The sequence below is a fragment of the Knoellia pratensis genome (assembly GCF_042666395.1).
Classification (GTDB): Bacteria; Actinomycetota; Actinomycetes; order Actinomycetales; family Dermatophilaceae; genus Knoellia; species Knoellia pratensis.
Genome location: NZ_JBHTDJ010000001.1, coordinates 690,184 through 712,185 on the forward strand (window position 1 = coordinate 690,184; position 22,002 = coordinate 712,185).

A 22,002-nucleotide genomic window follows, 5' to 3' on the forward strand; every position below is an offset into this window, starting at 1 on the left:
CCCCGTCCCGATGACTCGACGAGGAGAACCCGACACATGGTCAACATCGACCGCCGACGCTTCCTGCAGCTCGCTGGTGGGGCCACCGCCCTGACCATGCTCGACCAGAGCATCGCGCGCGCTGCAAGCATCCCGGCCAACCGCGCCACCGGGTCGCTGAAGGATGTCGAGCACATCGTCGTCCTCATGCAGGAGAACCGGAGCTTCGAGCACTACCTCGGCACGTTGCGCGGGGTTCGCGGGTTCGGCGACCCTCATCCGGCGATCCTCCCGAGCGGCAAGAACGTGTGGCACCAGAGCAACGGCACCCGGGACATCCTCCCGTTCCACCCGTCCGTCGACGACCTGGGCGCGGCCTTCCTCGAGGGCCTGCCGCACAGCTGGACCGATGGGCAGCAGGCCGTCAACAAGGGTCACTACAACCAGTGGGTCCCCGCCAAGGGCACGACGACGATGGCCTACCTCGAGCGCCAGGACGCGGCCTTCCACTTCGCCCTCGCCGACGCCTTCACGGTGTGCGACGCCTACCACTGCTCGTTCATCGGCAACACCGACCCGAACCGCTACTACCTGTGGAGCGGCTGGACGGGCAACGACGGCAAGGGTGGCGGACCGGTTCTCTACAACGACGAGCTCGGCTACGACTGGAAGACCTACCCCGAGCGGCTCGAGGCTGCCGGCGTGAGCTGGAAGGTCTACCAGGACGAGGGCACCGGTCTCGACGCCGCGGGTTCGTGGGGCTGGACCTCGGACGCGTTCATCGGCAACTACGGCGACAACTCGCTGCTCTACTTCAACTCCTACCGCGGCGCCCGGGCCGGCGACCCGCTCTTCGAGAAGGCCCGCCGTGGCACGAAGGCCCGCGACGGCGAGGGCTACTTCACCCAGCTGCAGGCCGATGTCGCCGCGGACCAGCTCCCCTCGGTGTCCTGGATCGCCGCCCCGGAAGCCTTCTCCGAGCACTCGAACTGGCCGACCAACTACGGCGCCTGGTACATCTCGCAGGTCCTCGACGCCCTCACCTCGAACCCCGACGTGTGGAGCAAGACGGCGCTGATCATCACGTACGACGAGAACGACGGCTTCTTCGACCACGTCGTCCCGCCGCACGCCAACAACCCGCAGATCCCCGGTGCCTCGACCGTCCCGACCGACCACGAGTACTACGCCGGCAAGTACGGCGACGGCGCCTACGGCCTCGCCCCGCGCGTCCCGACCTTCGTCGTCTCGCCGTGGAGCACCGGCGGCTGGGTCTGCTCCGAGGTCTTCGACCACACGTCCGTCATTCGCCTCATGGAGGCCCGGTTCGGCGTCGAGGAGCCCAACATCACCCCCTGGCGTCGCGCGGTCTGTGGTGACCTCACGTCGGCATTCGACTTCTCCAGGAACGCCGTCGAGGTTCCTGAACTGCCGAGCACGTCGACGTGGGCGCCCAAGGACAAGCTGCGCCACCCGAGCTACCGGCCGGTGCCTCCCGTGAAGGGTGAACTCCCCGCGCAGGAGCCCGGCACGCGGCCGTCGCGAGCGGTGGACTACCGCCTCGACGTCGTCGAGACCACCATCGCCGGGCGCGTCAGCATCGACGTCACCAACCGAGGCTCACTCGGGGCGCACCTCCAGGCGCGCCTCATCGCGCCCGCTGGGCAGCCGCACAGCTACACGATCGGCGCGGGCGACCGCCTCACGGCACAGTGGCCGGTCACCGGCGACTACGACGTCCAGGTCCACGGGCCGCACGGTTTCTTCCGCCGGTATGCCGGTGTCGCAGACCGCGCGGACCTCACCGCCCGCTTCTCCTCCCGTGCCTCGAACGGCACCGTGCGCATCGACATCGACGCACCTCGCGGGGTCGAGTTCGTCGTCACCGATGCGTATGCCGGTGACGCACCGCTCAAGGGCGGGCGCGGCAAGGGCAAGGGTCACGTTTCCGTCGACACGACGCAGACCGGTGGTTGGTACGACCTCACCGTCAAGGCCGTCGGGACGACGTGGTCACGTACGTTCGCCGGCCACGTCGACAACGGTGAGCCGTCGGTGAGTGACCCCGCCCTGGGCGGGTGAGCACACGGCATACCCGGCGGTTCGGCCACCATGAGAAGACCCGTCAAAGTTGCGTCAAGACGAGCGGAACCCGCCCGACTTCGTCCTACTGTGGTCGATCGTGACGACACCTCTGACTCCCGGGCCGGTCAAGAAATGGCTCCTCGAGGTGGAGGACGTCGATCCGGGCGGTTACTACGAGGGTGAGCGCGAGGCCGAGCGCAAGCAGCACGTCCAGCCGTGGTGGCGGGTCATGTGCCTCACGGGTGTCGACTACTTCTCGACGCTCGGCTACCAGCCCGGCATCGCCGCGCTGGCCGCTGGTGCGCTGGCCCCGGTCGCCACCCTCGTGCTCGTGCTCGTGACGCTCTTTGCCGCCCTGCCGATGTATCGGCGGGTCGCCGTCGAGAGCCCCCACGGTGACGGCAGTCTCTCGATGCTCCAGCGACTGCTGTCCTATTGGCCGAGCAAGCTCCTCGTGCTCTCCCTGCTGGGCTTCGTCGCCACCGGCTTCATCGTGACGATCACGCTGTCGGCCGCCGACGCCTCGGCTCACATCGTGGAGAACCCGTTCGTCAAGGACGCGGTCCACGGCCAGGAAGTGGTGATCACGCTCGCGCTGATCGCTCTGCTCGCCGCCGTGTTCCTCAAGGGTTTCAGCGAGGCGATCGGAGTGGCCGTGGTCCTCGTCGTCGCCTACCTCGGGCTGAGTTCGGTGGTGCTCGTCCGCGGGATCGTCGAGGTCTTCTCGCACCCCACCGTGATCGGCGACTGGACCGATCACATGACGGCGACACACTCGATGCCGTTCGGCATCATCGGTGCGTCACTGCTCGTCTTCCCCGCCCTCGCGCTGGGGCTGTCCGGCTTCGAGACCGGCGTGGTCGTCATGCCGCTGGTCAAGGGCGACCCCACCGACACACCCGAAGCGCCGCTCGGCCGGATCCGCAACGCCAAGAAGCTGCTCACGTCGGCCGCCCTCATCATGAGCGTCCTCCTCGTCGGCTCCTCGCTCGTGACGACGATGCTCATCCCGGAGGCGCAGTTCCAGCCCGGTGGTGAGGCCAACGGACGCGCGCTGGCCTTCCTGGCACACGAACTGTTCGGCGATGGCTTCGGCACGGCCTACGACATCGCGACGATCGGCATTCTCTGGTTCGCCGGCGCCAGCGCCATGGCCGGGCTGCTCAACATCGTGCCGCGCTACCTGCCGAAGTACGGCATGGCGCCGGACTGGGCGAGTTCGACCCGGCCGCTCGTCCTCGTGCTCTCCGCCATCGCCGCGGTCGTCACCATCGCGTTCCAGGCAGACGTCGACGAGCAGGCCGGTGCCTATGCGACCGGGGTCCTGGCCCTGATGACGTCAGCGGCCATCGCGGTCTTCCTCACCGAGCTCCGGCGAGGTCATCGTGGGACCGCTGCATTCTTTGCGGTGGTGAGTGCGATCTTCGTCTACACGTTCGTCGTGACGATCATCGACCGTCCCGAGGGTCTCGTCATCGCGCTGCTCTTCATCGCGATGATCCTCACGGTGTCCGTGGCCTCACGCATCTCGCGCAGCACCGAGCTCAGGGTGCGGGACGTGGTCTATGACGAGGGCGCGACTGCGCTGCTCACCCGCACCAGCGACGGGAAGAACCCGTTGCGCTTCATCGCCAACAAGCTGGATGCCGGCGATGGAGCCGAGTACGACGGGAAGTCGCTCGACGTCCGCCTCGACAACCACCTCAAGGGCTGGCAGAAGGCGCTGTTCATCGAGGTCGAGATCACCGACGCGAGCGACTTCGACTCGCCGGTCTCCGTGCGGGCCGTGAAGGTCGGGCAGCACGAGATCCTGCGGGCCACCGGCACATCGGTGCCCAACGTCCTGGCTGCCGTCTTCCTCGACATCCGCGACCGCACGGGCATCCCGCCACACGGCTACTTCGAGTGGAGCGACCGGGCTCCCGGTGCCAACGTCCTGCGCTTCCTGCTCGCCGGCGAGGGGGACGTGCCTCCGCTCACCCACGAGATCCTGCGTCGGGCCGAACCGGACGAGGCTCGTCGTCCCAAGGTCCACGTCGGCGGCTGAGTCTGCGGCTGTCCCCCACGTGGCGTGAGGCTGGGTCACGGGGCGGTGTATCCCGTGATGTCCACCGTGAGCTCCCCCTCGGTGACGGGATCGTCGAGGATGAACACGAGCTGTGCCTGCTCGCCCCCGGCGAGGAAGTCGATGACCTGGTCGGCCTCGCTCGGCTTTCCGTCGACGACGAACTCCATGCTGACCTGCACGTTGGCCGCCGTCTCTTCGCCCGCGTTGCTGACCTCGACGTGGACGTGGTGCTGGTCGCCCACGATGGTGACCGATCCGATGCTCGCTCGTGGCGCGGCCGGTCCGTGTGGCCCGACCAGCTGGCTCAGGACGAGTGCAGCGACCACCGCGAGAATGAAGGACGACCCGATGAAGGTCGCCCACTCCGCCGAGGTCCGGCCTGTCTCGTTCTGTGACCTGCTCATATCGCCAGCCTTCCGGCCGCGCCGCCGACCGCTGCAGGAAAGCCGAGGACCACGGTGCGCGCGAGGAGGTCCGGCCATGGTTGGAGGTTGTGCTGGAAGATCCAGAGCAGGACGAAGGCGGTCGCCAACGCAATCAGGTAGCAGACGACCGTCTCGGTGATCGGGTGCTGGAAGGGTCCCTCGTGCCCGTGACGCTCGTCCTGCCTGGAGAACCCGGCGACGAAGACGATGGCGTAGGTGGTCAGCAGGGAGAGCGCCATCATGGCCAGAAGCCACAGTGGCGTCATGGCGCTGGCAATCATCGGCACCTCGTCCGTCGGGGCGATGCTCAGCGCGATGATCACCGCCCCGACGGTCGTGGCGCCGAGGTCGCCCAGCGTCGCGCTGGACCCTCTGGGCTCCTCGGTGGTGGATGACCGCTCCCCGCTCAGCAGGTGCCGAGCAAACCCGATCCCCAAGCAGAAGGGCAGCGCCTCGTAGAGCACCTTGCCCAAGCCGGCACCCAGTGGAGTGTCGGTCGTGAGCTCCCGCAGGAGCACCAGGACCGCGGCGGTGACGACGAGGGCGAGGGCCACGGCTTCGACCGTGTCACGGGCGGCATCGCGCCAGCGCACGTCGCGGGTGGCTCGGAAACCCTCCGTCTTGCTCATGGCGAGGACTGGCACGAACAACAGCCCTGCGAGCCCGAGCAGCACCCAGGGGGGAGTCTGTGTCCCGGCCCACCAGACCTCCATGGTGTAGAGGAGTGGAACCCCGAAGAGCAGCCCACCCGACGCCGCCCTGATCAGGTCCAGGCCCTCGGCTCGCCACGGATGCTGCTCCCGCTGCAGGGCCGCGCCGTCGCCCGGCGTCACGTCGGAGCTCCGCGCCATCGCGTCATTCCTGGACCATACCGAGAGAGCGGGTCAGGAAACGAGGCCCCTGTCCCTCGCGATGGCGGCGGCTTCGGTGCGTGAGGCCGCGCCGAGCTTGGCCAGGATCCGCGACACGTGGACGCTCGCGGTCTTGGTCGAGATGAACAACTGCTGCCCGACCTGACCATTGCTCAGGCCTCGGGCGACGAGTTCGAGGACCTCCTGCTCGCGAGGCGTCAGGGTGTCGGGTGAGCCAGCCGTCGCCGGGGTGGGTGCCGCGAGGTCGTCGAGCTCGGCCAGGAGTGGCCGGGCCCCCAGTCGGGCGGCCACCTCGCGGGCCAGGTCTGCCTCACGTCGCGAACCGGCTGCATCGCCGGCAGCCTTGAGGGCCGCGGCGAGGCGAGCACGCGACCGCGCCGTCTCGTAGGCGTGTCCGTAGCGCTCGAACGCGGCCACCGATTCCCGCCAGAGCGCGACCATCTCCTCGGTGGGCGGTGGCTGGCCCTGGCCCGTGCGCCACTGCAGCCGGAGCAGTTCCGCGCGCAGCCGGACGTTCCAGGCCCACGTCTCGGTGTTGGTCTCCTCGATCTCCTCTGTCGTCGGCTCGCGCAGTCCACGCTGAGGTTCGGCGACGATGCCATGAGCCTTCGAGATCATGCCCTCGAGGTCGGCGTTCGCGCGACGGAGCAGGGTGGCGTCGAGGGTCGGTGCGTGAGTCGCCACGTGTCCCGCGACGAGGGCGGCCAGTCGGACGACGGCATGGAAGCGTCCCCAGGTCCGTTCGAGATCGCTGATGGCGTCCTCGGCGATGTCGAGCGCACGGGCAAGATCCCCACGGTTCCCGTAGTGCTCCACCGCGGGCATGACGAGCTGCACGATCCCGAAGCCGTCGACGTGCCACCACTCGCGCACCGCAGCGATCTCGTCCTCGCCGATGGGTTCGCCCTGCCCGGCGCGGACATTCATCAGTGCCGCGTCGAAGAACGACCTCCCGGGCTGTCCCAGGAACGGATCGGTGACGTGGAGCCGTTGCCGGGCACCGTCCCAGTCGCCGATCTCGTAGGCCGTGAGTCCACCGATGAGCCGTGAGTCCAGTCCGAAGGGAGCCCAGTCGATGTGCAGTTCACTCGCCAGGGCCGCGCCACGGTCATGGGACTCAAGCGCCTGCTTGAGGCGTCCACGACGATGGTGCATCGTCGCGGCCTGGTGGTGGATGCGGACCCTCAGGGGGTCGGGTCGAGCACCCAGATCGGTGAGCAAACTGTTGATGTGGCGCTCGAGCGCGTCGAGATCGTCGTGGACCTCGATGACTCGAGACATCACGGCGCGGATCTCAATGAGGGCGTTGGGCATCGAGAGTCGTTCGGCCAGCGCCGTCGCCTCCTCACCGAGGTCTGCGGCTTCGGAGTACTTGCGGGTGTCGACGAGCTGCTGCATGTGTGCCGTGAGGACGAAGAGTCGGTCAGGGCCGTCGCCGTCAGGGACGATCGCCATCGCCTCTCGCGTCATCTCGGGGGCGGTCTCGGCAAAGGCGAGATCGATGAGCCGGATGCGGTTGGCGCATGTCGCGAGCAGGCGGGCCCGCATGGCCGGCGCCTGGTCGGGACCGGGGTGCTCGATCCGGTCTCGGAGGAGCTGCACCGACCGAACGACGTCGCCCGCAGTCAGCGCCGCGTCCGAGGCCTCGAGGCTCACCTCGTCACGCTCCTCGGCATCTTCGGCAAGCCACCCGAGAGCCTGCTCAAGGTGCTGCAGCGCGTTCACCGGCCCACCGACGGCGAGGTCGGCGCGGGCGGCCGCACGTGCCGCGCGCACCGCAGTGGTGAGGTCGCCCGAAGCCGCCGCATGACGAGCCAGCTCAGAGGCAGGGCCGAGCGTGGGATCGGAAGCCAGCGCGCCGGCATACGCCCGGTGTAGTCGCATCCGTTGTCCCGGAAGGAGATCGGCGGTTGTGGTCTCGGCGAGGAGTGCGTGTCGGAACGCGTAGGCGGGTGGCCACTGGGCCTCGATGACGTGGCGCTCGATGGCTTCGGCGATGGCGTCTTCGAGTTGGTTCTCGGTGAGGTCCACGAGGCGAAGCAGGAGGTCGTGACTGATGGTGCGCCCGCCGATGGCCATGGTGCGGACGACGTGTTGGGCCGGCTCGGACAGCTGGTCGATCCGCGCCCAGAGGACTCGGCTGAGACCACCCGTGACGGGTTGGCCTGCCACGGTGCTGGCAGCGAGCTGCTCTGCGAAGAACGGGTTGCCCTCGGCGCGGCGGGCGATCTCACCGATGGTTCGGTCAGGCATGTCGGTGGTCTCGGTGGCGGTGACAATCGCGCGAATGGCGTTGTCGTCCAGCGGTTTGAGGTCGTGGTGCTCGACACCGGCGATGCGCGCCCAGACTGCGAGGGTCTCGTGGAGGGGGTGGCGGCGGTGGAGGTCGTCGGAGCGGTAGGTGACGACGAGCGCGACCGGCGAGGCGAAACCACGCGTCAGCAGCAGAGTCATGAGGTCGCGCGACGACGGGTCGGCCCAGTGGGCGTCCTCGATGATGACGAGGAGGGGGGTGATCTCGCCGACGGCGGTCAGCAGGGCGTGGACGCTCTCGGCGACCTGGCCGGGTGAGTGGGCCGAGGCGGCGGCCATGCGGCGACCGGGCAGGAGCACGGCCAGAGCGGGTCGGGTGGCGACGACCTGCTCGATGGCTTCGGGCGCGAAGGTCTCGATGCGGGCGAGGAGCTCGGTGAACGGGAGATGGGCGACGCCACTGCCGGACTGCCCGACGCAGTGCCCCCACGCGACGTTCCAGTTGGCAGCCTCGGCGTCGGCGGCCACCCGCGCGAGCAGGCTGGACTTGCCGATGCCGGCGTCTCCGGACAGGACGACACCGTGCTTCGCCTCGCTCGTAAGTCCGATGATCTCGGCGATCCGGGCGAGGTCGGCATCACGTCCGACGAGCTCGCGGGCGGGGAAGGTCATGAGTCGAAGTATCGACGACAGAGGGCCTTCCCGCGGCGCGAGTTCCACTCCGGTGGACACCCGGCTCAGCGGGCGGTGCGTGCGGCCTGGACGCGAGCCCGGACCCTGCGGATCACGTGGAGCGAGGATCCGGGGCGCTCGTGCGTGTCGGTGAACTGTCCGTAGCGGGCGAGCATTTCGGCTCGGACTGCTTCGGGGGTGAGGAACGAGGTGTTCATGGCGTGCCTTCCAACGGGTGCTGTGGTTGCCGGCTCGTGCCGACAGGTCAACAGTCGTCGGGTGAGGTAGCGGGCCACATCGGTCAGGTGCCGTATTTCGTGCGTGGCGGCTACCTCAGTGGGGCACCTTTGCCTACCTCAGGCGCAGGTATGCCGTGTGCTCACCCTTCGTTCTGCCTGCACGAGTTCCGAGAGCCCGAGTTCCGAAAGCCCGGGTTCCGCAAGCTCGGGTTCCGCAGGCCCGGGTTCCGAATTGGGGAGATCCCGCAGATCTCGTGTGGACGTTCTGTGGAAAGACGCTCCGTAGCGTTTTCAACAACAACCACGGCCCGTCGGCACGCAGCGGATGGCCCCCACCCCAGGAGCAACAGCCATGAGCGTCACCCGTACCCAGAAGGTTCTCGTCCCTCTCGCCACGCTGCTCGTCGCCGGCGCCATCGCCGTGGGCTCGGGTGCCACCTTCACGTCGACCACGGGCAACACCATCAGTGCTGTGACCTCCGGTTCGCTCGAGCACACGAACTCCAAGAACGGTGCGGCGGTCTTCAACCTGACCAACGTCAAGCCCGGCGACACCCTCAATGGCACCCTGACCATCAAGAACACCGGCTCCCTCCCGGCTGCGTTCGGCCTGACCGAGGCCACGTCCGCCAACGCGTTCGGCGACGGTCTCCTCAAGCTCGTCGTCACCAACGTCACGACGGGCAAGCAGGTCTACTCGGGCAACTTCGGCGGCCTCGTCGACGGCACGAAGACCAGCCTCGGCGAGATCGCCCCGGCCGCATCCAACGAGTTCCGCTTCACCGTGACCCTCGACCAGGACGCGACCAACACCGAGCAGGGCAAGACCGCCAGCGCGACCTACGCCTGGGACTCCGTGCAGCTCGCTGGCGCCACCACCAACCAGTGACCGTCATCCGCCGGTCGATGCGGTGGGCCAGCAGCCTGCTGCTCCTCGTCGTGACGATCGGGTGCGCGGCATACATCGTGCCGGGTCTGCTCGGCTACGAGCGCTACGTCATCACCGGCGGTTCCATGACCGGGTCCATCGACAAGGGTTCGATCGCGTTCGAGAAGGCGGTGCCCGTCGCGGAGCTGGTCGTGGGCGACGTCATCACCTACCTGCCGCCGCCCGACAGTGGGGTCAGCACTCTCGTCACGCACCGCATCATCTCGATCGGCCCAGGAACCGGCGGAACGTCGATCCTCCACACGCAGGGCGACGCCAACCCGGACCCGGACCCGTGGCTGTTCAGCCTCACCTCGGGCACCCAGCCGGTTGTCGAGCACGCCGTGCCCTGGGCTGGTTCTGTCTTTGTCGGACTGGCCGACCCGCAGGTGCGACTGCTCGTGATCGGGATCCCGGCGGGTCTCATCGCCCTGGTCGCCCTGCGGGATCTCGTCACGGCGCTGCGCCCACCTCGTAGCAAACCGGGGAAGTCCTGGGGCACTTCTGTGGAACAACAGCAGCCCGCCGCTCTCTAGCGTTGGGACCACGGCCAACGACCGCTGACAAGCGCCAGCGCAAGCTCCCGTCGACGCAGCCACAGACACCGAGGAGGAGGACCGCATGAGGAACTGTCGCTCCCTGCAGCTCCTCGCGCTGGTCCTCCTCGTCGGCATGCTGGGCCTCGCCTTCCCCGGCTTCTCGTCGGCGTCCTTCACCGTGCGCACCCAGACCACGGGCTCCGTGAGCGCTGCCGCCGACTGGACGCCCCCCAGCGTCGCGGTCGTGAGTCCCGGCAGCACGGTCAAGGACATCCCCACGATCAGCGTGACGGCCACCGATGGTGAGTCGGCGATCGCGTCGGTCACCCTCGAGCAGCTCCCTCAGGGCGGCAACGACTGGACGGTCGTCTGCACCGACACCGTCGCGCCGTACGCCTGCGCCTGGGACACCCGCTCGCTCGCCGACGGGCTGTACTCCCTGCGCGCCCGCGCGACGGACGCGGCCGGCTACGAAGCAACCTCCGAGGTCGTGCGCACGACCGTCGCCAACAAGCTCTTGGTCGTCGTGACCTCGCCGGGAGACGCCGTGCGCGGCACCGTCCCGCTCACCACCACCGTCCACAACGCCGGCACGCTCACCCACACCGTGCGGCTCGAGTACACCGCCACCGGCACCACGAGTTGGAAGGCCATCTGCACCGGCCTCACCAGCCCCTACGCCTGCAGCTGGAACACCTCAGGCCTCGTCGCCGGCGACTTCGACCTGCGCGCGGTGCTCACCGCCGGTGCCACCACCACCATCTCGGCCGTCGTCGATGCTGTCCTGGTCGACAACATCAACCCCACGGTCACGATGCTCGACCCGGGCACGCCGCTGAGCGGCAACAAGACCTTCGTGGCGACGGCCTCCGACGCGAACTCCGGTGTCGTCCGAGTCGTCATCCAGTCCTCGCTCAACGGATCGGGCACGTGGCAGCAGCTCTGCGCGGTCACCGGGGAGCCCTGGAGCTGCCGGATCGCCACCTCCTCGCTTCCCGACGGTGCCTACTCCTTCCGAGCACTCGCCACCGACGCCGCCGGCAACACCAGCGTCTCGGTGGCCACGGGTGCCCGCGCGGTCGACAACACCGTCGCGTCGATCACCGTCGACGTCCCTGCCCCGCTCATCGGCACGGTCAACGTCGGAGCCACCGCGAGCTCGACCGCAGGAGTGGCTTCGGTCCGGATCCAGTCGGCCCCCACGGGGACGAGCACGTGGACCGACCTGTGCACCGACACCACGTCTCCCTACGCGTGCACGTGGAACACCACGGCGGTCACCGACGGCCTCTACGACATCCGCGCGGTGATGACGGATGCGCTGGGAGCCTCCACGACCTCACCCGTCGTCAGTGCGCAGCGGGTGGACAACGCGCCCCTGCGGGGTGTTGACGTCCAGAGCACCAACGGTGGCTCCGTGATCGGCCGGGTCGAGTCAGGTGACTCGTTCACCTTCACCTACAGCAACCAGGTCGACCTCACCAAGGTCGTCGCCGGTTGGACCGGCGCGAGCAAGACCGTCACCGTGAGGTTGCGCGACGGAAGCCTGTTGTCCAAGAGCGCCACCGACGACACCCTCGACGTCATGTCCGGCGCGACCCAGGTCAGCCTCGGCTCCCTCACCCTGCGCCAGGACCACGTCAAGACCGGGCGCACGGTGCAGTTCACCGCCACGATGACCGCAGCCACGGTCACGGTCAACGGTGTCGTCCGGTCCGCGGTGACGCTGCGCCTGGGGACGTTGGCCGCGGGTTCCAACAGCTATCTGCGCACCGTCAGTGTTGCGGCTGCCATGGTCTGGTCGCCCTCGGCCGCGGTGACCGACCTCCAGGGGCGCCCCTGTTCGGCCGCTGCGATCACCGAGACCGGCACGTCGGACAGGGACTTCTGATGCCGCGCACCCGCACGCACGCATCGCGTGGGGCTGCCGTCGCGACCTGGCTACTGGCTCTGGTCCTCCTCGACCAGGCCGTTCAGGCCGATTCGACGGGCGCCACCGTCCTGGCGGGTGCCGTGGGGGTCGCGGCGGCGCTGGGCGCGACGAAGATGTGGATCCACAACTGCTTCGAGTCCCACCTCGTCGTCGTGTTGGCGGTGGGCGCGGCGGTGATCGGCTCGGTTCTCAGCCTCACTCTGGGTATGCCGGGTGCTCCCGTCACGCCGTTGACGCCCACTCATGTGGTCGTCTTCGCACTCTCGATCGCCCTCGGCACAATGCTCTTCGTCGATGCGCGCACTCGTCGCGAGGGCGGGTGACGACCCCTCGCCGAGCCAAGTCGGGCAACTCTCCGTAGGCTCTGTGCACATGGTCGCCCACGTGCTCCTCGTCGAGGACGACGACAAGATTGCCGCTCCCCTGGTCCGAACTCTCGAACGTGAGGGCTACGAGGTCGAGCGTCTCGCCGAGGGGCTGCCTGCCCTGGAGAGACTGCTGGGGGGCTCGGTCGACCTGCTCCTCCTCGACCTCGGACTGCCGGACGTCGATGGTCTCGACGTCTGTCGCCGGGCCAGGGAGGGAGGCTTCACCGGCGGCATCATCATCCTGACCGCCCGCGACGGCGAGCTTGACCGGGTTGTCGGACTGGACGTCGGTGCCGATGACTACCTCGCCAAGCCTTTCGGCCTGTCCGAGCTCCTCGCTCGGGCTCGGGCTCTGTTGCGGCGCAGCGCCATCCGAGCAGGGGCAGTCACGGGATCAGGCCCCGGACCGGCCGCGGCCACCGTGCCGACGCAGGAGCGGAACGGGCTTCGCGTCGACGTCCAGGCCCGGCGCATCTGGGTCGGTGGCACCGAGCTCGCCGCGACGTCGAAGGAGTTCGACGTCCTTGCCCTGCTCGACGCCACCAGGGGCGCGGTGGTCAGTCGCGACCGGCTGATCAGCGAGGTGTGGGACGAGAACTGGTACGGCTCGACGAAGACCCTGGACGCCACGATCGGGCGCCTGCGACAGAAGCTCGACGATGCCGAGGCTCCGGCGACGGTCACGACCGTCCGCGGTGTGGGCTTCCGTCTCGAGGACGCCACCCATGCGTGATCGGCTCGTGGCAGTGCTGGTGGGGATGGCCATCGCGATCGTCGCCCTCTACGGAGTGCCCCGCGCCTATCAGATCGCAGACATGGTCACCACCCAGGAGAACGCGAAGATCGCGCGGTCCGCGAACCTCCTCACGGTCATCATCACCGAGCGCAACAGTGCCGCCTCGCCCGTGACCGCAGCCTTCCTCGACGGTCTGCTCAACACGGGCGAGAGCATCGAGTACGTCGCCGCCGACAAGTCCGTCGTCCGCGCTGGCTCCCGGGCAACGGGCCAGGACGACATCGTCCAGAGGCGAGAACTTCCCGGTGGCGGCACGGTGACACTGGCCCGGTCCGGTGCCGTCGTGGACGATCGAGTGTCCGGGGCACTCCTGCCGTTGATCCTCATCGGACTCGGCCTCGTCGTGTCCGCCGCCTTCGTCGGGTTCCTCCTCGCTCGGCGCCTGTCGCGACCGTTCGGCGAGCTCGCCGAAGCTGCTGACCACCTGGGTCGAGGGCGCTTCGACGTCGAGCTCCCGCACTACTCCATTCCGGAGGCCGAGCGGATCGGTGCCTCGCTGCGGCGGGCGTCGGCAAAGCTCGACGGCCTCGTCGAGCGCGAGCGCGAGTTCGCTGCCAACGTCTCCCACCAGCTGCGCACCCCCGTCACCTCGCTGAGGTTGACCCTGGAGGACCTCTCGATGTGGCCCGAGACCCCTCCCTCGGTGGCCGCCGAGCTGACCAGCGGCATGTCGGAGCTCGACCGGTTGAACGGCGCGATCACCGAGATCCTCGAGCTCTCGCGCGGCAAACGACTGGGCGATGCGGTCGACGTCGACCTGTCCGAACTCGTCGCCGACACCGTGGGCCGTTGGACGCAGCAGTACGCCGACCTGGGTCGCGTCCTCGTCCACGACCCCACGGAGCCGGTCCTCGCTCACGTCGTGCCGGGTCCCGTCATCCAGGTCATCGACGTGTTGCTCGAGAACGCGTGCGCCCACGGCACGGGGAAGGTTGCCGTCGGGGCCAGCGAGCGCGGGCGCTACCTCCACGTGGTCGTCGCCGACGAGGGCCCCCGGACCGTGGGTGACGAGATCTTCCAGCGCGGGACGGGCGACCGGGACAGCGACGGGCACGGGCTGGGCCTCACGATCGCCTCCCAGCTGGCCACCTCGCTGGACGGATACCTCATGCTCGAGGAGGCGCCCACGACGACGTTCGTCCTCGTGCTGCCCGCACCCGGTGTCCACGACGTCATCCTCGGGACGGTTCCCCACGTGACGGTCGAGGTGGCCGCTCGCCAAGGAGGTGCCTGATGGCGCGGATCCTGTTGTTGCACTCCGCCCTCGGGCTCCGCCCCGCGGTGGGGGACTTCGCCGAGCGACTGCGAGAGCTGGGGCACCACGTGGAGGCACCCGACTTCTACGAGGGCCACGTCTTCGACGACGAGGCCGCGGGCATTGCCCATCGCGACGCGCACCCCGAGTACTTCGACCACGTCCGCGCCATCGCCGCGGAGTTGCCCGCCGACACCGCCTTCGCGGGTTTCTCGCTCGGCTCGTGGTTCGCGCAACGCCTCGCAGCCAAGCGACCAGAGGCCCGGGCGGCGATCCTCCTGCACTCCGCCGGGGCTCCCAAGGGTCACTGGTCGGGAGTCCCGGTCCAGCTGCACCGCCACGCCGTGGACCCCTGGATCGACCCCTCCGATGTCGCCGGGCTGGGTGAGGCTGTGGGCGCGAGCGGAGCAGTCTTCGAGGACCACATCACCCCCGGTCAGGGCCACCTCTTCACGGACCTCGATGGCCCCGATGGCGACGTCCAAGCCACCGCGCGCACCATCGAGCGGATCGACTCCTTCCTGCGCTGACCAATCCGTGACCCTCGCCGCTCCGAACCCCAAGGGCAAGGCGCAGGGCCGTGACCTCGGTCCTGACTGACGAAGGAGCGCAACGATGCGACTGACCACCAAGACTGCCCTGGCCGTCCCAGGCACCGCACTGTTGATCCTGGCCGGCGCCACGGGCGCCCAGGCCGCGGACAACTACAACATGAAGCTCACCGACACCATGGGTAACAAGAGCGGGTCGAGCTCGACCGCGAAGCTCACCATCGAAGGCGACAGCCTCAAGATCACGATCAAGGGCAAGGGCTTCACGCCCAACTCCCCGCACGCCCAGCACTTCCACGGATCCTTCACCGAGAGCAAGAAGTTCACCTGCCCCGACTCGTCCTCGGACAAGGACGGCGACGGCCAGGTCAACACCGAGGAGGGTCTGCCGCAGTATGGCGACATCGTCCTCTCGCTGACGACCTCGGGCGACACCAGCCCCAAGAGCGGTCTGGCCATCGACCGGATGCCGAAGGCCGACGCTGACGGCAACCTGACCTACGACCGCACCATCGACCTGCCGGCTGGTGCGGGAGCCAAGCTGAAGAACCTGCACGTCGTGCAGCACGGTCTGGACGCCAACGGCAACGGCAAGTACGACCTCGAGGCCCTCGGCGAGTCCACCTTCGCGAAGTCGCTCGGTGCGAACGGCATCCCCGAGGAAGCCACCAACCCGGCGACCTGTGGCACCGTCGTGGGCGCGTCGACCGGTGAGATGCCGTCCGGTGGCGTCGACACGGGTGACGGCTCGACCAACGGCATTGAGGCCGCGGGCACGTTCGGTCTTGCTGGTGCGGCCTTCGCCGCTGCCGGCGGGATGCTGCTCTACCGTCGTCGGCTCGCCACGGACAAGGTCTGATCGGGACCTCCCATGACTGACGACAGAAGTGGCCGCAGTCGGCGCCTCACGGTGTCGGCTGCGGCCGTCATGGCCTTCGGGCTGCTCGGCGTGGGTGCGACGGGCTATGCACTGGCGCAACAGTCGGGACCGCCGCCCAAGGTTGCCGCTGGCCAGGGCGGCCACGCCGGCCACGGAGGGGTGTCGGCATCGACGTCGCCCTCCCCGTCAACGACGGCGGCGCCCTCCGGCGCCGCCCAGAACCCGCACGCCGGGCACGGAGGCACCGCACCGGGCGGAGCGGCATACGAGACACCGAAGGGACCACTGCTCGACCGATCGCGGCCCACGAAGGTGACCCTCCCGGGTCTCGGCGTGAGCGCCCCGATCATCGACCTCAAGCTCAAGGCCGACAAGCGGATGGAGGTGCCGGACAACGGCACCCAGGCGGGCTGGTTCACCAGCAGCCCGACACCCGGCGAGCTCGGACCGGCGATCGTCGTGGCCCACGTGACGCACAGGAGCAAGCCGGCGGTCTTCTTCAAACTGAGCGGGATGCGCAAGGGCGACAAGATCCAGGTGGCCCGTGAGGACGGCACGACGGCAACGTTCGCCGTGTCGAGCGTCGGGCAGTACCCGAAGGCGAAGTTCCCCTCCGAGGAGGTCTACGGCTCGGTCGACCATGCCGCGCTGCGGCTCATCACGTGTGGGGGAGTGCTCGACGGCGAGACGGGCAGCCACGTCGACAACGTCGTGGTCTACGCCGACCTGGTGAGCTGATCAGCCGGCAGACTGGCCCGATGCCCGAGCCACTGAAGATCGCCGTCGTCATCGCTTCCTCCCGACCGGAGAGGTCTGGTCCAGCCGTGGCCGCGTGGGTCATGGCGGGGACGCGCAACCGCAAGGAGGCGACCTACGACCTCGTGGACCTCGCGGAGCAGAACCTCCCCAACCTCGACGAGCCTGAGCCTGCGAGCTCCGGCAACTACACGCAGCCGCACACCCAAGCATGGGCCGAGAAGGTCGCGGGCTACGACGCCTTCGTCTTCGTGACGCCGGAGTACAACCACGGCATCCCCGGCCAGCTCAAGAACGCACTCGACTACCTCTATGCCGAGTGGAACGACAAGGTCGCCGGCATCGTCTGTTATGGCAGCAACGGTGGCTTCCGCGCGGCAGAGCAGCTCAAGCTCACCCTCAACGAGCTGCAGGTGGCCGTGGTCCGGGCCCAGGTCGAGCTCTCGACGTTCGATGACATGGACCCGTCGGGCGTGATGACCCCACGCGACTACCAGCCGGCCAAGCGCAAGGTGATGCTCACCGCCGTCGAGCGTTGGGCGGGTGCACTGCGGACGATGCGCACGCAGGACTGAGCCTCGGCCTAGAAGACGGGACGTCCACCGGTGACGCCGAGCACGGTCCCGGAGACATAGCTCGCCTCGTCGGACGCCAGGAAGACATAGGCCGCGGCCACCTCGACCGGGTGTCCGGCACGGCCCAAGGGGGTGTCCGACCCGAAGCCCTTGACCTTGTCGGGTGACATCGTCGCGGGGATGAGTGGGGTCCAGATCGGGCCCGGTGCGACGGCATTGACGCGGACTCCCCGCTTGCCGAGCTGGCTCGCGAGGTTGACGACCATGTTGTTGAGGGCGGCCTTGGTCGCCGCGTAGTCCAACAGCTGCTCCGACGGGTCATAGGCCTGAACCGACGTCGTGACGATGACCGAGCCACCGGACTTCTCCAGCTCACCGGCGAGCTTCTGCACGAGCCAGAACGGTGAGAAGACGTTGGTGGCGAACGTGCGCTGGATCTGCTCGGGTGGGAAGGCCTCGATCGCGTCGAACGTCATCTGGTATGCCGCGTTGCAGACGAGGATGTCCAGTCCGCCGAGCGCCGCGACGGCGTCGGTGGCGAGCTGCTGGTTCGCCGCCAGTTCTGTGAGGTCGCTCGCGAACAGGTGTGCCGTGCCGCCTGCCTGGGTGATGACGCGCGCCGTGTCCTCGGCGTCGGACTTCTCCTGCGGCAGGTGGGCGATCGCGACCGCGGCGCCCTCCTTGGACATCGTGATGGCGACGGCTCGACCGATGCCGGAGTCGCCACCCGTGATGAGGACCCGCTTGCCCTCGAGGCGCGCTCGCGGCGTCCACGACTCCTCGCCGTGGTCGGGTGCGGGAGTGAGGTCCGCGACGGTTCCAGGCCACTCCTGGGACTGGGCGGGGATTCTCGTCAGCTTGGGGCGGGACACGGTGACCTCCTGTGGTGTCGGGGATGGAAGTTCCACCATGCCCCATGCCAGCTTCGTGTCGCGGCGAGATCCTCGGGCTGTCCGGGCCCCAGCGATAATGGGGCCATGCCCGACTATGGCCTCGACCTGGAGTTCGGCATCTTCCCGAGCCCCGACGCGACCCGTCACCACGAGGTTCTCGAGCTGGCCCAGCTCGCCGACGTCGTCGGTCTCGACCATGTGAGCATCCAGGACCACCCCTACCAGGCAGCCCATCTCGACACGTGGACCCTGCTCTCGGCGATCGGTGCGAGGACGAGCCAGATCCGCCTGTCCACCAACGTCGCCAACCTGCCCCTGCGTCCGCCGGTCGTGCTGGCGAAGGCGGCAGCGAGCCTCGACGTCCTCACGGGCGGACGGGTCGAGCTGGGGTTGGGTGCCGGTGCGTTCTGGGACGGGATCGAGGCCGCCGGTGGTGGCCGCAAGTCGCCGAGGGAGTCGGTCGACGCCCTCGTCGAGGCGATCACGGTCATCCGGTCGTTCTGGGCGGGGGAGCCCGGACGCTTCGAGGGCGAGCACTATTCAGCTCGCGGTCTTCGGCCCGGGCCCGCACCGGCCCACGACATCCCCATCTGGCTCGGTGCCTACAAGCCGCGGATGATCCGGATCACCGGCCAGCTCGCGAACGGCTGGGTCCCGTCGATGGGATACGCCGATCCGCCGGCGCTCCCGGACCTCAACGCCCGCCTCGATGAGGCGGCAGTCGCCGCGGGTCGGGTTCCCCAGGACATCCGCCGGATCTACAACATCTTTGGCACGTTCGGCACCGGGTCCGGGCTCTTCGCGGGCACGGTCAACGACTGGGCTGAGCAGCTCACCGACCTCGCCGTGGGCGTCGGGATGAGCGCCTTCATCGTGGGCGCCAACGACCCTGACTTCGTCGCACGCTTCGCTGCCGAGGTCGTGCCGCTGACCCGCGAGCTCGTCGCGGCCGAGCGCGAGGGCGGGACGTCAGAGAAGCGTTCGGTCGTTGACGACTCGGGTCCCACCGAGACCATCGAAACTGTTGCCGCAGTGGATAGTTCGCAGTTCACCGCGGCGCAACTCGCCATCCCCGCGCACCTCGTGGAGGTCCATGACTACCTGCGCTCCGAGCTGGACCAGGTGCGCGACATCGTCCGGCAGGTCCGTGAGGGTCAGACGAGCGTTGGTCAGGCACGTTCGGTCATCAACACGATGACGATCCGCCAGAACAACTGGACGCTGGGTGCCTACTGCGAGTCCTACTGCCGGATCGTCACCGGGCACCACACCAACGAGGACCGCGGCATGTTCCCCCACCTCCTGCGGGCCGATCCCTCGCTGGAGCCGGTGGTCAGCAAGCTGGAGGATGACCACGAAGTCATCGCCGGCCTGCTCGACGCGCTCGACCGGGCGCTGGTCGCCCTCGTGGGGGATCCCGGCTACGGTTCCGACGGCCAGCGAGCCCTCGACGCACTCTCGGACGCCGTCGACCAGCTCGCCGAGTCGCTGCTCGCCCACCTGTCCTACGAAGAGGAGGCCCTCCATGACCCGCTCGCCATCCACGGCTTCGGCTGACGCGGCTTCGGCCGACGTCCCCGGGATCCCGCTCGACGCGGTCGAGTTCTATCGCGAACTGGAGGAGTCGAACTCGCGTGAGTGGTGGGCCGCCAACAAGGGCCGGTATGCCGCGAGCGTGCGTGAGCCCTTGGCTCACCTCGGTGACGTGCTCACCGAGGAGTTCGGCGAACCCAAGCTCTTCCGGCCCAACCGCGACGTGCGCTTCAGCAAGGACAAGTCGCCCTACAAGACGCACCAGGGCGTCTTCGTGCCGACCGTGTCAGCCATGGGCTGGTACGTCCAGGTCGGTGCCGACGGGTTGCGCACTGCGGGTGGCTTCTATGCCTCAGAGCCCGACCAGATCGCCCGCTACCGCGCGAGCGTGGACAACGACGTGGCCGGCCAGAGGTTGGTGGACCTCGTGGACACGTTGTTGGACAACGGTTTTGACATGGGAGGTGACCTGCTCGCGACGCGGCCACGCGGCATACCCGCAGATCATCCGCGATTGGAGCTGCTGCGGCACCGGACGCTCACAGCGGCACGTGACCACGGCACTCCGGACTGGCTCGAGTCCGATGAAGTCGTCGAGCGGGTGCGCGAGGACTGGGTCGCCATGCGCCCGCTGATCGAGTGGTGCGAGCAATACGTCGGGGCGAGCGAGAAGCCGGGACGGTTCGGATGAGTCCGAAGGCACGCCCGGCGAGAGCCAGTGACGTCGACGAGATCGCCGCCTCTCTGCCCGAGACCGAGCTCGGCATCTCGTGGGGTGACCGGCCGACGTGGAAGGTGCGGGGCAAGGGCTTCCTCATCCATCGGATGCCGCACAAGACCGCTGTCGATCCCGTGACCGGTGAGATGTGGGACGACCTCCTCGTCGTCATCACTCCTGACATGGGTGCCAAGCAGGCCCTCATCGAGGCGGACAACCCGTTCTTCGACATTGACCACTTCCGCAACCACAACGGGGTGCTCGTGAGGCTCTCGCGGCTCGGCGAGATCGACCGCGACGAGCTCGTCGAGGTCATCACCGATGCCTGGGCGACGCGGGCTCCGAAGAAGCTCGTCCGCGAGCACCTCGGCGACTGACACACTGCGAAGATGAGCGGTGACGGAACCAAGGAGTCCCCCTGGGAGCTGACGACGGCACCCGGGACGTCGACCTACACGATGTATCGCGACGAGGCAGGTGACCCGCCCGCGCTCGTGTGCCAGGTCGGGTCGACGACCCTCAAGTACCACCTCAGTGCCGTTGACGATCTGGTCGCGATGCTCAAGGAGCGCGGCGACTGGGTCGACCTCGGCGCTGCTGACGAGACGAAGGACGCCAAGGACGGGACGGTCGAGGCGTGGGGTCGCTCGGAGGGCAACCCGGTGGGCGGCTGGTACGGCCTGCGCAAGGGCTACCGGGGTCGCTTCGGGATGTACCTCCCGCCGCTGCTCGAGGAGCTCGGACTCATCGAGCTCGAGCACAACGCCCGCAACAACCGCGCCCGCGCCCTCTGACGCTTCCGGTGACCGTCTTCGTGCCCCGCACGGACGGTCGTCGCAAGCTCCGACTGTCCGTGCGGGGCACGAAGTTGCTCACGAGGGGGGCGCGCCGATGGAGGTGCGGACGGAGAAGAGCTCGGGGAAGAAGGTGAGTTCGAGGGCACGTTGCAGGAAGCCGACCCCGCTGGAGCCGCCGGTGCCCGTCTTCATCCCGATGACACGTTGCACCGTCTTGAGATGCCGGAAGCGCCACAGCTGGAAGTTGTCCTCGAGGTCGACGAGCTCCTCGCACGCCTCGTAGATGTCCCAGTGGTTCTCTGCGTCCTCATAGATGCCGGTGAGCACCTGCACGAGTTCGGCGTTCGGGACGTGAGCAATGCTGACGTCCCGGTTCAGGATCTCCTGCGGCACGGCATACCCACGTCGCGCCAAGTAGCGGAGGAACTCGTCGTAGACGCTCGGCGCCTCGAGGAGTTCTTCGAGGAGCGCGTGGGCAGCGGGGTCGGCCTCGTGGACCTTGAGCATCCCGCGGTGCTTGTTGCCGAGCATGAACTCGACGGCGCGGTACTGCCAGGACTGGAAGCCCGACGCATGGCCCAGGAACCCGCGGAACTGGCTGTACTCGGTCGGCGTGAGCGTGGCGAGGACGGACCACTGATCGGTGAGAGTGCGCTGGATGTGCTTGACGCGGGCGATGCGCTTGAGGGCCATGCGCATCTCATCGTGTGCGAGCAGGTCTGCGGCAGAACGGAGTTCGTGCAGAACGAGCTTGAGCCACAGCTCCGACGTCTGGTGCTGGATGATGAAGAGCAGCTCGTCATGGTGCTCGGGATTGCTCGCCGGGTGCTGGGCACTGAGGAGCTCGTCGAGCGAGAGGTAGGAGCCGTAGCTCATCTCCTTGGCGA

22 protein-coding genes are annotated in these 22,002 nt (G+C 68.4%); 16 read left to right on the plus strand and 6 right to left on the minus strand.

Going from position 1 to position 22,002, the window contains the following annotated elements:
- The first annotated feature begins 36 nt into the window (after nt 1-36).
- Both ACFQRE_RS03210 and ACFQRE_RS03215 read left to right on the plus strand, forming a co-directional pair.
- On the plus strand, nt 37-2,061 hold the full coding sequence (locus tag ACFQRE_RS03210) for a phosphocholine-specific phospholipase C (protein WP_380118840.1): 2,025 nt from the start codon (nt 37-39) through the stop codon (nt 2,059-2,061).
- A 148-nt stretch (nt 2,062-2,209) separates the two neighbouring features.
- On the plus strand, nt 2,210-4,111 hold the full coding sequence (locus ACFQRE_RS03215) for an amino acid transporter (protein ID WP_449274544.1): 1,902 nt from the start codon (nt 2,210-2,212) through the stop codon (nt 4,109-4,111).
- Nucleotides 4,112-4,146: 35 nt separating this feature from the next.
- Here ACFQRE_RS03215 and ACFQRE_RS03220 read toward each other — a convergent pair whose 3' ends face one another.
- The 4 genes from ACFQRE_RS03220 to ACFQRE_RS03235 all read right to left on the minus strand — a co-directional run bounded on the left by ACFQRE_RS03220 (nt 4,147) and on the right by ACFQRE_RS03235 (nt 8,572).
- On the minus strand, nt 4,147-4,536 hold the full coding sequence (locus tag ACFQRE_RS03220; protein WP_380118844.1) for a hypothetical protein: 390 nt from the start codon (nt 4,534-4,536) through the stop codon (nt 4,147-4,149).
- Nucleotides 4,533-5,408, minus strand: coding sequence for a TIGR02587 family membrane protein (locus ACFQRE_RS03225; protein ID WP_380118846.1), 876 nt, complete (start codon nt 5,406-5,408; stop codon nt 4,533-4,535). The genes ACFQRE_RS03220 and ACFQRE_RS03225 overlap by 4 nt, the downstream gene beginning before the upstream one ends.
- Before the next feature lie 33 nt (nt 5,409-5,441).
- The gene (locus ACFQRE_RS03230; protein WP_380118848.1) at nt 5,442-8,354 is read right to left on the minus strand and encodes a helix-turn-helix transcriptional regulator; all 2,913 of its coding nucleotides are present in this window, start codon (nt 8,352-8,354) and stop codon (nt 5,442-5,444) included.
- A 65-nt stretch (nt 8,355-8,419) separates the two neighbouring features.
- A complete protein-coding gene (locus tag ACFQRE_RS03235; RefSeq protein WP_380118850.1) occupies nt 8,420-8,572 on the minus strand; it encodes a hypothetical protein in 153 nt (50 codons plus the stop codon).
- A gap of 373 nt (nt 8,573-8,945) precedes the next feature.
- Here ACFQRE_RS03235 and ACFQRE_RS03240 point away from each other — a divergent pair, with 373 nt between their 5' ends.
- From ACFQRE_RS03240 to ACFQRE_RS03285, 10 genes are all read left to right on the plus strand, one after another.
- On the plus strand, nt 8,946-9,482 hold the full coding sequence (locus tag ACFQRE_RS03240; RefSeq protein ID WP_380118852.1) for a hypothetical protein: 537 nt from the start codon (nt 8,946-8,948) through the stop codon (nt 9,480-9,482).
- Nucleotides 9,479-10,057: a signal peptidase I gene (locus ACFQRE_RS03245; protein WP_380118855.1), complete on the plus strand. Its 579-nt coding sequence runs from the start codon at nt 9,479-9,481 to the stop codon at nt 10,055-10,057. Before ACFQRE_RS03240 ends, ACFQRE_RS03245 begins: the two co-directional genes overlap by 4 nt.
- Before the next feature lie 85 nt (nt 10,058-10,142).
- On the plus strand, nt 10,143-11,951 hold the full coding sequence (locus ACFQRE_RS03250; protein WP_380118857.1) for an Ig-like domain-containing protein: 1,809 nt from the start codon (nt 10,143-10,145) through the stop codon (nt 11,949-11,951).
- A complete protein-coding gene (locus ACFQRE_RS03255; RefSeq protein WP_380118859.1) occupies nt 11,951-12,316 on the plus strand; it encodes a hypothetical protein in 366 nt (121 codons plus the stop codon). The genes ACFQRE_RS03250 and ACFQRE_RS03255 overlap by 1 nt, the downstream gene beginning before the upstream one ends.
- A 49-nt stretch (nt 12,317-12,365) precedes the next feature.
- Nucleotides 12,366-13,094: a response regulator transcription factor gene (locus tag ACFQRE_RS03260; protein WP_380118862.1), complete on the plus strand. Its 729-nt coding sequence runs from the start codon at nt 12,366-12,368 to the stop codon at nt 13,092-13,094.
- Nucleotides 13,087-14,391 (plus strand): HAMP domain-containing sensor histidine kinase, encoded by a 1,305-nt coding sequence (locus ACFQRE_RS03265; RefSeq protein WP_380118864.1) that lies wholly within the window; start codon nt 13,087-13,089, stop codon nt 14,389-14,391. The genes ACFQRE_RS03260 and ACFQRE_RS03265 overlap by 8 nt, the downstream gene beginning before the upstream one ends.
- Nucleotides 14,391-14,942, plus strand: coding sequence for a dienelactone hydrolase family protein (locus ACFQRE_RS03270; RefSeq protein ID WP_380118866.1), 552 nt, complete (start codon nt 14,391-14,393; stop codon nt 14,940-14,942). Before ACFQRE_RS03265 ends, ACFQRE_RS03270 begins: the two co-directional genes overlap by 1 nt.
- A gap of 85 nt (nt 14,943-15,027) precedes the next feature.
- Entirely contained in the window at nt 15,028-15,822 is a 795-nt protein-coding gene (locus ACFQRE_RS03275; protein ID WP_380118868.1) for a hypothetical protein, read from the plus strand.
- A gap of 12 nt (nt 15,823-15,834) precedes the next feature.
- A complete protein-coding gene (locus ACFQRE_RS03280) occupies nt 15,835-16,581 on the plus strand; it encodes a class F sortase (protein ID WP_380118870.1) in 747 nt (248 codons plus the stop codon).
- A 20-nt stretch (nt 16,582-16,601) separates the two neighbouring features.
- Complete coding sequence (locus ACFQRE_RS03285) at nt 16,602-17,174, plus strand: NADPH-dependent FMN reductase (protein ID WP_380118872.1); 573 nt, start codon at nt 16,602-16,604, stop codon at nt 17,172-17,174.
- Between the two features lie 8 nt (nt 17,175-17,182).
- Here ACFQRE_RS03285 and ACFQRE_RS03290 read toward each other — a convergent pair whose 3' ends face one another.
- Nucleotides 17,183-18,046: an SDR family oxidoreductase gene (locus ACFQRE_RS03290; protein ID WP_380118875.1), complete on the minus strand. Its 864-nt coding sequence runs from the start codon at nt 18,044-18,046 to the stop codon at nt 17,183-17,185.
- 105 nt (nt 18,047-18,151) lie between these two features.
- On the opposite strand from ACFQRE_RS03290, the gene ACFQRE_RS03295 reads away from it, so the two are divergent.
- From ACFQRE_RS03295 to ACFQRE_RS03310, 4 genes are read left to right on the plus strand one after another with little or no spacing between them, the layout of a single operon-like run.
- The gene (locus ACFQRE_RS03295) at nt 18,152-19,624 is read left to right on the plus strand and encodes an LLM class flavin-dependent oxidoreductase (protein ID WP_380118877.1); all 1,473 of its coding nucleotides are present in this window, start codon (nt 18,152-18,154) and stop codon (nt 19,622-19,624) included.
- The gene (locus ACFQRE_RS03300) at nt 19,593-20,291 is read left to right on the plus strand and encodes a DUF2461 domain-containing protein (RefSeq protein ID WP_380118879.1); all 699 of its coding nucleotides are present in this window, start codon (nt 19,593-19,595) and stop codon (nt 20,289-20,291) included. The genes ACFQRE_RS03295 and ACFQRE_RS03300 overlap by 32 nt, the downstream gene beginning before the upstream one ends.
- The gene (locus ACFQRE_RS03305; protein WP_380118881.1) at nt 20,288-20,695 is read left to right on the plus strand and encodes an MmcQ/YjbR family DNA-binding protein; all 408 of its coding nucleotides are present in this window, start codon (nt 20,288-20,290) and stop codon (nt 20,693-20,695) included. The genes ACFQRE_RS03300 and ACFQRE_RS03305 overlap by 4 nt, the downstream gene beginning before the upstream one ends.
- A gap of 12 nt (nt 20,696-20,707) precedes the next feature.
- Nucleotides 20,708-21,112, plus strand: coding sequence for a DUF6855 family protein (locus ACFQRE_RS03310; protein WP_380118883.1), 405 nt, complete (start codon nt 20,708-20,710; stop codon nt 21,110-21,112).
- A 78-nt stretch (nt 21,113-21,190) separates the two neighbouring features.
- Here ACFQRE_RS03310 and kynA read toward each other — a convergent pair whose 3' ends face one another.
- Complete coding sequence (kynA, locus tag ACFQRE_RS03315) at nt 21,191-21,991, minus strand: tryptophan 2,3-dioxygenase (protein WP_380120396.1); 801 nt, start codon at nt 21,989-21,991, stop codon at nt 21,191-21,193.
- Nucleotides 21,992-22,002: the final 11 nt, after the last annotated feature.